The 13,754-nt window shown below is 41.7% G+C and carries 12 protein-coding genes; all 12 read left to right on the top strand.

What is annotated here, in order from left to right:
• Window positions 1-37: 37 nt before the first annotated feature.
• Window positions 38-982: an AAA family ATPase gene (locus ABIS04_RS18025; protein WP_350431976.1), complete on the top strand. Its 945-nt coding sequence runs from the start codon at window positions 38-40 to the stop codon at window positions 980-982.
• Window positions 979-2,376 carry a tetratricopeptide repeat protein gene (locus ABIS04_RS18020; RefSeq protein WP_350431975.1) on the top strand — a complete coding sequence of 466 codons (1,398 nt, stop codon included), beginning with the start codon at window positions 979-981 and terminating at the stop codon, window positions 2,374-2,376. The genes ABIS04_RS18025 and ABIS04_RS18020 overlap by 4 nt, the downstream gene beginning before the upstream one ends.
• Entirely contained in the window at window positions 2,373-4,133 is a 1,761-nt protein-coding gene (locus tag ABIS04_RS18015) for an ATPase, T2SS/T4P/T4SS family (RefSeq protein WP_350431974.1), read from the top strand. The genes ABIS04_RS18020 and ABIS04_RS18015 overlap by 4 nt, the downstream gene beginning before the upstream one ends.
• A 2-nt stretch (window positions 4,134-4,135) precedes the next feature.
• The gene (locus ABIS04_RS18010; protein ID WP_350431973.1) at window positions 4,136-5,350 is read left to right on the top strand and encodes a type II secretion system F family protein; all 1,215 of its coding nucleotides are present in this window, start codon (window positions 4,136-4,138) and stop codon (window positions 5,348-5,350) included.
• Between the two features lie 32 nt (window positions 5,351-5,382).
• Complete coding sequence (locus ABIS04_RS18005) at window positions 5,383-5,958, top strand: MSHA biogenesis protein MshF (RefSeq protein WP_350431972.1); 576 nt, start codon at window positions 5,383-5,385, stop codon at window positions 5,956-5,958.
• A gap of 111 nt (window positions 5,959-6,069) precedes the next feature.
• The gene (locus ABIS04_RS18000) at window positions 6,070-6,675 is read left to right on the top strand and encodes a type II secretion system protein (RefSeq protein WP_350431971.1); all 606 of its coding nucleotides are present in this window, start codon (window positions 6,070-6,072) and stop codon (window positions 6,673-6,675) included.
• Between the two features lie 65 nt (window positions 6,676-6,740).
• Window positions 6,741-7,265: a type II secretion system protein gene (locus ABIS04_RS17995; protein WP_350431970.1), complete on the top strand. Its 525-nt coding sequence runs from the start codon at window positions 6,741-6,743 to the stop codon at window positions 7,263-7,265.
• A 279-nt stretch (window positions 7,266-7,544) separates the two neighbouring features.
• A complete protein-coding gene (locus ABIS04_RS17990; protein WP_350431969.1) occupies window positions 7,545-8,036 on the top strand; it encodes a type II secretion system protein in 492 nt (163 codons plus the stop codon).
• Window positions 8,037-8,070: 34 nt separating this feature from the next.
• Window positions 8,071-8,616, top strand: a complete 546-nt coding sequence (locus tag ABIS04_RS17985; RefSeq protein ID WP_350431968.1) for a prepilin-type N-terminal cleavage/methylation domain-containing protein — start codon at window positions 8,071-8,073, stop codon at window positions 8,614-8,616.
• A complete protein-coding gene (locus ABIS04_RS17980; RefSeq protein WP_350431967.1) occupies window positions 8,616-9,443 on the top strand; it encodes a prepilin-type N-terminal cleavage/methylation domain-containing protein in 828 nt (275 codons plus the stop codon). Before ABIS04_RS17985 ends, ABIS04_RS17980 begins: the two co-directional genes overlap by 1 nt.
• Window positions 9,433-9,888 carry an MSHA biogenesis protein MshP gene (locus ABIS04_RS17975; protein WP_350431966.1) on the top strand — a complete coding sequence of 152 codons (456 nt, stop codon included), beginning with the start codon at window positions 9,433-9,435 and terminating at the stop codon, window positions 9,886-9,888. The genes ABIS04_RS17980 and ABIS04_RS17975 overlap by 11 nt, the downstream gene beginning before the upstream one ends.
• Window positions 9,878-13,678, top strand: a complete 3,801-nt coding sequence (locus tag ABIS04_RS17970; protein WP_350431965.1) for a DUF6701 domain-containing protein — start codon at window positions 9,878-9,880, stop codon at window positions 13,676-13,678. Before ABIS04_RS17975 ends, ABIS04_RS17970 begins: the two co-directional genes overlap by 11 nt.
• The last annotated feature ends 76 nt before the right edge of the window (window positions 13,679-13,754 follow it).

Raw genomic sequence — 13,754 nt, 5'->3', positions numbered from 1 at the left:
ACGGCGGTTGATACTTGAAAAGGGATAGCCAGTAATTATGTATTTGGAGCATTTTGGCTTAAGTCAGTTGCCTTTTACGCTTACCCCAAATACAGGTTTCTTTTTTGGGTTGTCGCCGCATGTGGAAGCACTGCAAGTACTACAAACCGCATTACAAACAGGCGAAGGTTTTATTAAGGTCACGGGTGAAGTGGGCACAGGTAAAACCTTGGTTTGTCGTAAGCTGTTGAATGACTTACCGACTCAATACCATTGTGCTTATTTACCTAACCCCTATTTAAGCCCTAATGAATTACGTTGGGCTGTTGCAGGTGAACTAGGGTTGGATTTACCTGATAAATTAGATCAGCAGCAATTGACCCGATTGATCCATGAGCGTTTACTGGCGCTTAATCATCGAGGATTTCAGGTGGTGCTCGTCTTAGATGAAGCACAAGCATTACCAGATGACAGTATTGAAGCATTACGATTGTTTACCAATTTAGAGACCGAAAGCCGTAAGCTATTGCAAGTGGTGTTATTTGGCCAGCCAGAATTAGATCAACGCCTAGCACAACCAAAGTTCAGACAGTTAAGGCAACGTATCACCTTTAGTTATAATTTACGTCCGTTAACCTGGGATGAGATACAGGCTTATATTCATTACCGCCTCATGGTAGCCGGTTATAAAGGGTCTGAATTGTTTAGTACATCAGATATCAAACTCATCGCTAAAGCCGCTCGAGGTATTCCGCGCTTAGTGAATATATTGGCACATAAGAGTTTATTATTATGTTACGGCCAAAACGGAAAAAAGGTGTCTACTCGTGATTGTCTTGCTGCAATATTGGACACTGAAGATGTTAGTTTGCAGCATAAAGTGAAGTTCTCTCGTATTCGTATATTGATTATTGTGCTGCTTGCCGCATTGATGTTGTTTGTTGGATTCAATGGCGAAAGCTGTTGTGGTGAATGGATGACACAAATAGGCGAGATAAAATGAGCGTGATTATCAAAATGCTGAAAGATTTAGAGCTGCGCCAACAGTCTGAAACCGGAATCCCTCCGACGCAACCAGCGGGTGAGTTTGTACGTCCTCAAATTCAATACCAATCAACCGCTAAATCACGATTGCCGCTCATTAGCCTTATTGTCGTAGCTATACTCTTAATACCTACATTATGGTTTGGGGTATCAATATACCGCCAAGCTAATAATGAAATTGTCAGTGAACTAGCCTCTATCAGTTCAATAGTGACCAGAGAAACTGAATCGTTAGATGTTAATCTGCCGCAAAAGAATGACGGTCTTGATGTTGAACAGTCTAAATTAGTGTTAAACCCAACATCGACACGTATGCAAACATCGGCATTGGTAAGTACAGCGGTAATAACTCAAAATGCTGCCCAGATAAGGGATCAAATATCTATGCCAGGTTCACCAGCAGTGGATACGGCACCAGTGCTTGATGACGATACAATGAGTTTATCTCCAGCATCGCAACGACAAGATAGCGTTAATGTACCTGAAACGGTTGAAACACCAACGCTATTAACTACAACCGAAGAGTCTGATAAGTCGAGTTTTACAGACGCCAATAAGGCTGTTCCTAGTAAAACAGTAAACAATAACACCATATCTAATAATGTGGTGCCTGATAGTATTGAATCGACTAAGGTGTCACCGAATAAGAACGCCTCGAATAATATTGAAGCGACTCAAGGCTTAACCACAGAGCAAACGTCTGCTTCATCTATACAAGAATCGGTTACCAGACAAATGCCTGCAGGGATGACGGTGAAAGAAGTGGTGCTGACTAAAGCGCAAATGGCGCAATTGCAATATCGCAAAGCGATGAATGCAGAGCAAGAGCAGCGACTTGATGATGCCACGGGTTACTATTTAGAGGCAATAGTATTGCAACCTAGCTTACATAAAGCCCGTAAACAATTAGTAGCGATTTATTATGCCCAGCATAATCTTATCGCGGTGATGCGATTACTTGAGAGTGGTATTAGTCTGTTTCCGCAACAATGGGAGTTTTATGTGATTTTGTCGCAAATTCAAACCGAAATGAAAGCCTATGATAAAGCATTGTCAACCTTGGATATGATCCCTGACAACTCTACTTGGGCTCGAGATAAATGGGTTGCTCAAACCGAATTGGCGCAAAGCTCAAAAAACTTCTTTTTAGCAGAATCTGCTTACCGTAATTTACTGGTATCCGAGTCGACCAACTCTCGCTGGTGGATGGGTTTAGGATATGCGTTAGATTCTCAGAAAAAATATTCCCAAGCAGCTCAAGCTTACCGATCTGCTTTAAGTTATGAAGGATTATCTACTTCCGCCATGTCATTTATTGAAAAACGTTTAGTTCAGTTAGGGGAAAACCGATGAAGCCTAAGTTAAAGATGCGGTTAGGGGATCTTCTTGTTCAAGAGCTGATTATTACCGACGAGCAATTAAAGCAAGCATTAACGGAACAGCGTAATTCAGGTAGAAAGCTCGGTCGTACGTTAATTGACTTAAACAGTATTACTGAAGATCAGTTACTTAAGTTTTTGTCTCAACAGCTAAATTTACCCTATCTTGATATTAGTCGCCGTCCAATAGCCGATGAAGTGGTTAATATTCTCCCCGAAGTACAGGCGAGACGTTTTCGTGCCTTAGTGGTAGAGAGTCATCCAGACCATGTAGTCGTTGCAATGAGCGATCCTGCAGACTTGCAGGCCATTGATAATATTGAAGCATTAGTAGCCCCTAAGCAGTTAATGCTCGCGGTAGCACCAGAACAACAGTTACTCGATGCATTTGATAACCTTTATCGTCGTACTGGTCAAATCGCGGAAATCGCCGGTAAGCTCGACGAAGAATATGCCTCTGATGACATGTTCGATTTGGCTAATATAACCCAAAGTGACAGTGATAACGAAACCACTGTCGTGAAGTTATTGCAGTCTATTTTTGAAGATGCAGTGCAAATGCGAGCGTCAGATATTCATATTGAACCCGGCGAGAAAGTGCTGCGGATCCGCCAGCGTATTGATGGTCAATTACATGAAAATATCTTAAGTGAAGTCAATATTGCTTCGGCATTGGTATTGCGGCTTAAATTGATGGCGGGATTGGATATTTCAGAGAAACGTATGCCACAAGATGGCCGTTTTCATATGGAAATAAAAGGTCATCAAATTGACGTGCGGATGTCGACCATGCCCATTTATCATGGCGAATCTGTGGTAATGCGTTTGTTAGATCAAACCACAGGCCTGCGTACCTTAGATGAAACCGGCATGCCACCCAATATCGTGGCGCGAATTCGTAAACAAATTAAGCGCCCTCACGGTATGTTGTTAGTGACAGGGCCAACGGGTAGCGGTAAAACGACAACGTTATACGGGATTTTAAATGAGCTTAATACTGCAGACCGAAAGATTATTACCGTAGAAGACCCAGTAGAGTATCAGTTACCGCGAATTAACCAAGTTCAGGTTAATCACAAAATTGGTTTGGACTTTTCTAACGTACTGCGTACCACGCTCCGTCAAGATCCAGACATTATCATGGTGGGGGAGATGCGTGACCAAGAAACCGTTGAAATTGGTTTACGGGGTGCGTTAACAGGTCACTTTGTATTATCGACTTTGCATACCAATGATGCCGTTACCAGTGCGTTACGATTACTCGATATGGGCGCGGCGAGTTATTTGGTTGCCAGTGCATTGCGAGTCATTATCGCTCAACGTCTTGTGAGGCGTGTTTGCCATAATTGCGCAGTGGATTATCAGCCAACCGCGGCTGAACGTAGCTGGCTTACGAGTGTGACTAAAAGAGATATTAACAGCGCTACGTTTAAAGTGGGTAGTGGTTGTCAAACCTGTAATGGTTCTGGTTATCGTGGTCGAATAGGTATTTTTGAAATACTCGAACTAGACGAAAACATGATTGATGCCATGCGTACAGGTAATCCGCAAGACTTTGCCCGAGCAGCGATACGCAGTCCTCATTTTATTCCGCTCGCGCATTCGGCCATGGAGTATTTGTTCCTTGGTACCACAACACTAGAAGAAGTGTCTAAACTAGTGGAAGATGTCAGTGAATCAACAGTTGCCTTGTCTGAAGATCTTGTTAGTCAACAAGATATTGGGTTGTAATCATGCCGACATATCAATACCGAGGTCGTAATTCACAAGGGCAGGCTGTCAGTGCACAGCTTGAGTCTGCCAATGAAAGCTCCGCGGCCGATACATTGTTATCTCGGGGCATTATCCCGTTAGAATTACGAGAAGTGAAAACCAAGCAATCGTTTTCGGTGAGCTTATTTAAAAGCAAAGTGTCGCTCGAAGAACTGCAAATTTTTAGCCGACAAATGTATTCATTGACGCGTTCAGGCATTCCCATTTTAAGAGCTATTGCTGGGTTATCAGAAACCACTCATTCAGACCGAATGAAGAAAGCTTTAGATGATATATCTGAACAGCTTACTTCTGGGCGACCATTATCTTCGGCAATGAATCAACATCCAGATGTATTTGATTCATTGTTTATATCGATGGTTCATGTTGGTGAAAATACCGGTAAATTGGAAGACGCTTTTATCCAGTTGTCAGGGTATATCGAACGAGAGCAAGAAACCCGTCGTCGGATCAAAGCGGCGATACGTTATCCAATGTTTGTATTGATCGCCATTACCATTGCGATGGTTATTTTGAATATTATGGTTATCCCTAAATTTGCTGATATGTTTTCTCGTTTTGGCGCGGAACTGCCATTGGCGACAAGAATATTAATTGGCACATCTAACCTGTTTGTTAATTTTTGGCCTCATATGATCGTGGTATTAATTGGCGTTGTAGTCGGTATTCGATATTGGCATCATACAGAAAAAGGTGAGAAGCAATGGGACTTATGGAAACTGCATATTCCTGTGGTCGGCTCTATTATTGAACGTTCAACCTTGTCGCGTTACTGTCGTTGTTTTTCGATGATGCTCAGTGCGGGTGTACCCATGACACAAGCATTAAGCCTGGTTGCGGATGCGGTGGATAATGCCTATATGCATGACAAGATTGTGGGGATGCGCCGTGGTATCGAATCAGGTGAATCAATGCTGCGGGTATCCAATAGTAGTCAATTGTTTACGCCATTAGTTCTGCAAATGGTAGCAGTGGGTGAAGAAACGGGTCAAATTGATCAGTTATTGAATGATGCCGCTGATTTTTATGAAGGCGAAGTCGATTACGATTTAAAAAATCTCACCGCCAAATTGGAACCTATTTTAATCGCATTTGTTGCTGGTATTGTATTGATATTAGCTCTGGGTATTTATCTTCCTATGTGGGATATGCTTAATGTGGTCAAAGGGGGCTAGCGCGGAATGAACGTTATTCATTGGGCATTGGAATGCTGAGCCAGCAAAAAGCAGATGATGATTTGCTTAACGTTTATGCGCGCATTATTGCAATATTAGTGTTGCTGGTATTGCTAACCGTTTTTGGTATACGTTATTTAAATAACACCCAAAGTTTAGGTGAACGAGGCTTAGAATTTGAACATAATCGTCTGTTGAATGTTTTGTCTATGGTACGCAGCCAATGGTTAGCCTCTGGTCGACCCGATAAGATGTTATTGTCTTGGCATAATGTTGCATCAAATATGCCTTCGAATAAGATAGATACTGGCAACAACGAGACAGTACCAAATGATACTCAATTGAAGATAGGCACTATTGATGATGTTGATTTAGTGGCAACCGGTAATTGGATTTCTATGTCGGCTCAAGGTTGGCCAATCATTAATACTAATGACGCCAAAGGATGCGAACATCTATGGGGGCAATTACTGGCAAGTGATGTTCAAGAATTACATATTACGGTAGATTATCAGTCTGATCAGAATATCTGCCGTTACTTTTCAAATAAGGCCAGTTTACGTTATCAACTGCAAACGGGTAGCGTTATTTTTTTAATAGGCGACTGAAAAATTACGTATCGCTAGTGTTAAAAATTTAATAACCTGCTAATATTAGTGAAGTTATAGCTTAATCAGTTTTATTTGCTGTTATGGCGCTATAGAGAAGAGTCAAATATTATGAAATTGAAACAACAAGGTTTTTCATTAGTCGAATTGGTTATTGTTATTGTCATCCTCGGTTTATTAGCCGCTACGGCACTTCCGCGCTTTTTAAATGTGACTGATGATGCTGAAGATGCCAGTGTCGACGGGGTTGCAGGTGGTTTAGCTACCGCAGTGAGTTTTGTACGCGCTCAATGGGAAGTTGATGGTCGTCGTAATACTAATGTGCTTTTAGACGGTACCAGTGTATCGCTTGATACTCGGTTTGGTTTTCCTACAGGCACAACCAATACAGATGCTACGACAATGACCGACGATACTTGTCAGGAAGTATTTGATTCAGTTTTACAAAATGCACCTAGAAATGTTATATACAACTTAGATGCAAGCAAACAACGTTATACGGTTAGAATGTTAGATGGTGTGGGTGGAACATCTACCAGTATTGATGGTCAAACTGTCAGTAATCTTGATGTGTGTGTATATCATCAAATCGCTACCTTAACACTAAATCAGACTACAGGGGTTGCAGATCCTACTCCAGATTTAGATACCGCGGGCGCTAACGGTGTAACATATAATGCCGGAACGGGTCAGGTGGTATCATTTACTAACGACTAATTTGGTTTATCACTTCTAATAATGATGTCGATTTACCCATTTCTTTTTAATAGAGGTTATTTAATATGCAAAAGCAACAAGGTTTTACATTAATTGAATTAGTGGTTGTTATCATTATTCTCGGTATTTTAGCAGTAACTGCAGCACCTAAATTTATTAATCTGCAAGGTGATGCTCGTGCGTCTGCGCTAAGCGGTTTAAAAGCAGCGATTCAAGGTGCTAATACTTTAGTTTATTCAAAAGCGGCTTTAGCTGGAAAAGAAACAACAGAAAATGCAACTGTTACTTTATCAGGTGATGCTTCAGCGACTCCTGCAACCAATGTAGATGTAACAACAGATTATGGATACTTGGACAATACAGTGGTCAACTTTACCAATGCATTGGATATAAGCGTTCAAAGCATTACCGCTCCTACTTCAGGTAATGTTACTTCAACTGGCGATTGGGCTCTTGCTGTTGACTCTACTAGTGGTGTCGTAAGTTTTTGGCAAAATGATGCTCCATACACTTGTACTTTCACTTATAAACCAGCAACAGCAACATCAATTCCAGTATTTTCTGCTGTGCCTGATGCTAACAAATGCTAAATACTGATAATTAATTACAAAGAAGCCTGCTTTTGCAGGTTTTTTTTTGGATATTTTCTTCCTAAGGAAAAGTTAAATTTTGATAGTTATTTGATTTATGATTCACCATTCATTATTGATAGTATTTATTAGTGCGTTTTCTTGAGCTCAGCAAATAAACAGACAAGCTTGGCTGTTTTTGCCATACTTAATCAGCTAATATAAGTCTCTGACAATATTATGGTTTAGCGCTTTTTATCGCACACAATATTCATTAGATTAAATAAGGACTGTATTTCATTGAGTCAACAACGCAATATTCAGCTTGGGTTTACCTTAGTTGAATTGGTTACCACCATGATTTTGATTGGTATTATTGCTGTGGCGGTATTACCGCGTTTAATGTCTGACTCTTCTTACAGCGCTTATACCTTACGTAATGAGTTTATTAGCGAGTTGCGTCAAGTCCAACTTAAAGCAATGCAAAATACTGATCAGTGCTATCAACTTGATGTTAACGCCAGTGGCTATACCTTACGTTATTTTAATGATCGCATTGTTACTAGCTCGAACAATAGTTGCAGTAATCCATTCCGCACAGAACAACCGCAAACCTTTAGTGGTGGCACTAATATCACCCTAGCCAGTACCGCTAGCCAAGTATTCTCGATTACCTTTGATAGTCTAGGGCGAATTGTCTCCCCTGTTTGCTCGGGATATTGTTTTAACGCGGTTGCCGATGAAACGCTTGCCATTGCGGTAGAAACTGAGGGCTATATTTATGCTCTGTAAATTTAAGCGGCAACCACAATCTCGGCTTCACGCGATGAAAAAATTTCACAAAGCACCCAAGCGTCAACAGTTCGCTCAATTTGCACGTGGCTTTACCTTAATTGAACTTGTCGTTGGTATGATGGTGATCGGTATAGCAATTGTGATGCTCACCAGCATGTTACTCCCCCAAGCCGATAGAGCGGCAAAAACCTTGCACAGAGTCCGCTCTGCAGAATTAGCTCATTCGGTAATGAATGAGATTTGGGGTAAGCGTTATGATCAACAAACCAACCCCAACGGTGGTGTACCAGCGTGTGATGCTCCAGCAGGTAATACTTGCTCTGCAGTAAGCGCTTTGGGTAATGACGGTGAAACCCGTGACACTTTTAATGATGTTGATGATTACGACGGCTTAGATCAAACCGCCAACATGCTCGATTCAAGCCAAACGTATGCCCAAGCCTATCCTAATTATCAGTTGAACGTGTCAGTGACTTATCTAAACTCAGCAACGAAGGCGCAAAAATTAATTACCGTAGATGTGACCACGCCGGCTAATGAAGTGATCACTTACCAAGCGGTAAGGAGTAATTACTAATGCCATTACAGCGCCGATTAAAGATTGCTGGTTTTACCTTAATTGAAATGGTGACGGTCATTTTAGTTTTAGGCATTGTAGTGGTTGGGTTGAGTAGCTTTGTTATTTTTGGTACCCGAATATTTGTTGAATCAAGCGCCGTTGATCACGTGTTGAGTGAAAGCCGTTTTGGTATGGAACGGATGACCCGAGATATCCGTGCTGCTGTGCCCAATAGTATGCGGGTGTTAACCGCAACAGACGGGAGTTATCAATGTCTTGAATTATTGCCGATTAGCGCCAGTACCTCGTATCTTGATGCGCCATTTTTTCCCCAAGCTGCGCAAAATAGCTTAACGGCGATTAAAAGCATTCGTAGTATTAATACAGGTCAATCAGTACTTATTTACCCATTAACCACCGATGAAATTTACAATCCACAAGGGACTACCGCTAAGCGATTTATTGTACAAAGTGTTGCTGAATCTGGTGATAAACAGACGATCACTCTAACTCAAACCGTGCGTTTTACAGAAGCGTCGCCGCTAAAACGCTTATACGTTGCTGACAACCCATTGAGTTACTGTTTTATTAATACCGCTAGCAATGTAGAGTTACGTTTATATCAAGGCTATGGTTTTTCGGCCAATCAGCCATTACCTACCGCGATGGGCAATGGTGTATTGATGGCACAAAATATCACTAACGCTTTAACCATTAATCCAGCGGTCATTCTTACGCCATCGTCATTAGTGACCAACGCCATTGTGCATTTACAGCCGGTATTTAGTGTTAATGGTGAAACGTTTCAATATCAACATCAAGTGCAGGTGATGAATGTTCCCTAAGCTGAAATTAAGCCAACAGGCACAACAAGGTAGTGCATTAATTATCGGTGTTTTTGTATTAACCGTGATGTTTCTTATTGCGGCCAGTTTGATCCGAATTGTTGGCGATGCTGATGAGTCGGTAAATATGGAAGTGTGGGGCACTCGGGCATTGTTTAGCGCTAACAGTGGTGCTGATGCGGCATTGGCTCAGTTATTTCCACTTGATGGTACTGCGGCGACGTGTACCGATGTGGCTTCAACTTGGACGCCACCGAGTAACGCGGTTGGATTTCATAGTTGTAGCGTGAGCATTAGCTGTAATACTGCCAGTGTCAGTGGTGTGACTCAATATAGAATTAATAGTTTAGCTGCATGCGAAACGGGTGATTGTGCTGGTGACTCGAGCAGTTCAACGTGTTTACGAGTGAGTCGCCAAGTGGAGGTAGAAGCGCGTGGGAATTAGACTATTTATATGTATTGTTATTTTAGTGGGCACGAGCTTTTTTGCCTGCCAAAGCTTTGCATTAGAAGCTAACTTTCATATTCAATTTGGTAAATCCACTGCCTCTGGGGATAAATCGACCGATGTAGAATTTGATTATGCGTTTCAAACTGGTGTCATACCATTAATTTTCTTAATGCCGACCACAGAAGACAGTAACAGTGATGGCCCTGCATCGGTATTTGTAGGTAGTGTGACTAAGGAAGGGTTTACCTGGTCACAACAAGAGCCTGTATCACCTTCTAACCGCTATCAAAAATCCACTGTCATGCCTGAAGTACACTGGATTGCTGTTACACCAGGGTCCTATGACCTGCCAAATAACATCAAGCTAATTGCTGGCTCAGTTAATTATGACCAGGCTATATTTGGTTCCAGCGCCCCTTATGCCCAAGTGACTTTACCTGCGACTCAAAATGTGGTGTTGAATCAGATTCAAACTCAGAATAATGACTGTTGGTTAACCAGCACATCACAGTCAAGCGGTTCAGTCCTACAACTCGCGTTAGATACGTCAGAGGTTTATAGCAATAGTCGATGTCAACCAGGTAATTTAAATAACAATCAAATTCAAAATGAAACCATTGGTTATTTATCGTTGCAAGCCGCTAGCGGTAAAATGACGTTGAATGGTGTTGAAACTCATTATCACTTTGGTCAAGCACAAACGTTTACTGATAGTGGTACTAAAGACGTAAGTAATCAATGCCGTTATACGACAACTTTAACTGGCTTTGAGGGTATTCCTACATTAGTTGCGGGTAAAAATAGTCGCTTAGGTGGTGATGGTGGCTGGCTTCGTCGTTGTAACCTAACTAACGACAAGGTAAGTATAGTCATTGATGAAGATACTTATAAAGACAATGACCGCCAACATCGCTGGGAGAGATACAGCTTTGTTGCTTTTGAGGCTCTAGAACCAGTCTTTCAGTGCTTTACTGATAACTTTGACCGAACTGATTTGGGCGATGACTGGGTTGTTTCCAATAGTCGAGGTGGTTTTACTCCATCTATTGTGAGTAATCGTTTACAAGTTACTCAAGCGAGAACTAATCAAGCGACTTCGTCAACTTACCAACGCCTCTTTCCAGCAACAGATAACTTTGTCACCATAGAATTTGATCATTATGCTTATAATGGTAGCGGTGCCGATGGTATTGCTTTTGTATTGTCAGATAGCACTATTACGCCCCAAGCAGGCGCTTATGGTGGGCCGTTAGGTTATGGTGCTCGCTCAAATGAAAATGGTTTTGCGGGCGGTTGGTTAGGTTTTGGTATTGACGAGTATGGTAATTTTTCAAGGGAAGGTGGATCCGGTGGCCCGGGGCGTCGTAAACAATCGGTTGCTATTCGAGGGTCTGGCTCAGGTACATCTGGTTATCCTTATTTACGCGGTACTTGTTCAAATGGTACGACTAATACAAGTGGCGACTGCTTATCGCCAACTATCGATGATAATGTCACTCAAGCGCATCGATACAGAATCACCGTTGACTCACAAGTTGCTAGTCAATCGTTAGTTAAAGTTGAACGTGATACAGGTAATGGTTTTATTGAAATTATTTCACAATTTGATGCCGCGTCTTTCGCAAACCAAGCCGATTTACCTGAGAGCTTTTTATTGTCTTTGACAGGTTCTACTGGTGGGGCAACCAATATTCATGAAATTGATAATGTTGAAATATGTGCACTAAAATCCAACCCTATAGGGGTACAAATCGATCACTTTGAGTATTCATACTCTGGTCAAGGAATTACCTGCGCACCCAAAACACTGTCGATTAAAGCTTGTGCAAACGCAGCTTGTACAGAGACGGTGAATGACAGTGTTACTGCAACGCTAACGCCTGCAAGCGTGACTAATGGTGGATGGGTTGGTGGTAATGTTGTTACATTCTCTGGTGGAGAAAAAGCGGATTTACAGTTAAGGCATAACACGGTTGGCACGGTAACATTGGGTGTTTCAGGCTCAACGCCTAGTACCAAAGCATTTAGTGAAACTCTTTGCCGTATTAATGGTGGCTCTGCAACTGCTGGAAACTGTGATTTAGACTTTGCTGACAGTGGATTTATTTTTGAGGTGCCAGATAAGTTAGCCAATAAACCAACTAACAACATTACTATTAGTGCAGTGAAAACATCAGACGACACACTGCAATGTGTCCCTACATTTGCCGATACCACAAAAGATATCAGTTTTTGGAGTAGCTATATCGATCCCTCTTTGCCTATAAATGGTCAGTCAGTCACCGTTAATGATACGCCTGTGAGCAAGCTAAGTACTGCAGGAACCAACATAAAGTTAGCTTTTGATTCTACTGGTACAGCTAATATCGATGTTAATTACCCTGATGCAGGTAAAATGCAACTTGATGCTAAATATACCGGTACAGGTGATGAAGCCGGATTGGTCATGTTGGGTTCAGATCAGTTTGTGAGCTTTCCTGTGGGTTTATGTATTACACCGGAAGATAATAATGCGCAATGTTCTGCGGATAACAGTTCTTGTGATGTGTACAAAAAAGCCGGCGAGTCATTTAACTTAATTATTCAAGGGAAAGCTTGGGAGTCTGACGGCGATACCAATTTTTGCGATAACATCAATACGCCCAATTATGCTCATGACAAGATAGCGTTAACACATGAGTTAGTTGCCCCTTCTGGTGGCGTGTTAGGTGCTGTTGGCACTACACAATATAATCATGTAGCCCAAACAACTAACACTAATACTGTGCCACAGTCAGTAACAGAAGTCGGTGTATTTCAATTTACAGCTAAGCCTCTAAGTAATTATTTAGGTTCGAGTTTCTATGATATTCCAATGGCTGAATCTCCTAGCATAGGTCGTTTTGTGCCAGATCGTTTTGTTGTCAGTAACATTAGTGTAGTGCCATCTTGCGGTAGTTTTAATTATATGGATCAGCCTTTTAAACTAGCGCTAACCTTAAATACCGTAAATACAGGAACTTATGTGACCCAAAATTATCAAGGTGTCTTTGCTAAAGCTAATGCAATCTTAGTAGGGGAAAATGGTAATAATGGTGTGGATTTAAGTGCCAGATTAAGTGATTTGCCCATTGATGCAAGCTCATGGGCTTTAGGTGAAGCAAGCGTCGACATCACTAACCTAGCTAGCTTCAACCGAATGACGGCTCCGGGTGTTGACGGACCTTTTTCTTTGTTGGATATTGGTGTGCAAGTATTTGATAATGATGGAGACTTCGCATTAGTTGCATCTGCAGATATGCTCCCGGGTAGCAGCAGTATTTGTGCCGACAATAATACTTGCACAGCAAAGCTACTCTCGACTCAAGATTTTCGTCATGGCAGAGTGGTGATGGATAATACCTATGGCCCTGAAAATGAAATACTGCGTATGCCAACTTATGCCCAATACTGGAATGGTAGTGATTGGATAACAAACATCGATGATAGTTGCACTCAAGTTATTGATCCTCTAGATGGCACAGAAGTATATGCGCCATCATTAACTGCTGGACAGAGTGTTACTCGTAGCGATGCTGGCAGTGAAGTGAACTCTGGAAAACTGACATTGTTATGGGAAAGTAGCGGTTTAGTACCTTATCGAGGCCAAGTTACCGCTCCATTAACTGTTGACGATTGGCTCAAATGGTATTGGAATTGGGACGATGCAAGTTCGACTTCATTATATAACCCAAAAGCGAGTGCTTATTTTGGCCGCTACCGAGGCCATGATAGGATCATTTATTGGCGAGAAGTGAACCAATAAACTGAATAAAAAAACATCGTTTTTATGATTTTTAGGATTAAATTTGAACGATTGACATTTTTTTGGGCATTTTTAG

The organism is Shewanella sp. H8, from assembly GCF_040285065.1.
Classification (GTDB): domain Bacteria; phylum Pseudomonadota; class Gammaproteobacteria; order Enterobacterales; family Shewanellaceae; genus Shewanella; species Shewanella polaris.
This window is presented reverse-complemented; position numbering and strand designations above follow the sequence as displayed.

Bases quoted from the DNA above. Each gene is read 5' to 3' on its own strand.
- ABIS04_RS18025 (WP_350431976.1), top strand. From the start codon at position 38: ATGTATTTGGAGCATTTTGGCTTAAGTCAGTTGCCTTTTACGCTTACC.
- ABIS04_RS18020 (WP_350431975.1), top strand. From the start codon at position 979: ATGAGCGTGATTATCAAAATGCTGAAAGATTTAGAGCTGCGCCAACAG.
- ABIS04_RS18015 (WP_350431974.1), top strand. From the start codon at position 2,373: ATGAAGCCTAAGTTAAAGATGCGGTTAGGGGATCTTCTTGTTCAAGAG.
- ABIS04_RS18010 (WP_350431973.1), top strand. From the start codon at position 4,136: ATGCCGACATATCAATACCGAGGTCGTAATTCACAAGGGCAGGCTGTC.
- ABIS04_RS18005 (WP_350431972.1), top strand. From the start codon at position 5,383: ATGCTGAGCCAGCAAAAAGCAGATGATGATTTGCTTAACGTTTATGCG.
- ABIS04_RS18000 (WP_350431971.1), top strand. From the start codon at position 6,070: ATGAAATTGAAACAACAAGGTTTTTCATTAGTCGAATTGGTTATTGTT.
- ABIS04_RS17995 (WP_350431970.1), top strand. From the start codon at position 6,741: ATGCAAAAGCAACAAGGTTTTACATTAATTGAATTAGTGGTTGTTATC.
- ABIS04_RS17985 (WP_350431968.1), top strand. From the start codon at position 8,071: ATGAAAAAATTTCACAAAGCACCCAAGCGTCAACAGTTCGCTCAATTT.
- ABIS04_RS17980 (WP_350431967.1), top strand. From the start codon at position 8,616: ATGCCATTACAGCGCCGATTAAAGATTGCTGGTTTTACCTTAATTGAA.
- ABIS04_RS17975 (WP_350431966.1), top strand. From the start codon at position 9,433: ATGTTCCCTAAGCTGAAATTAAGCCAACAGGCACAACAAGGTAGTGCA.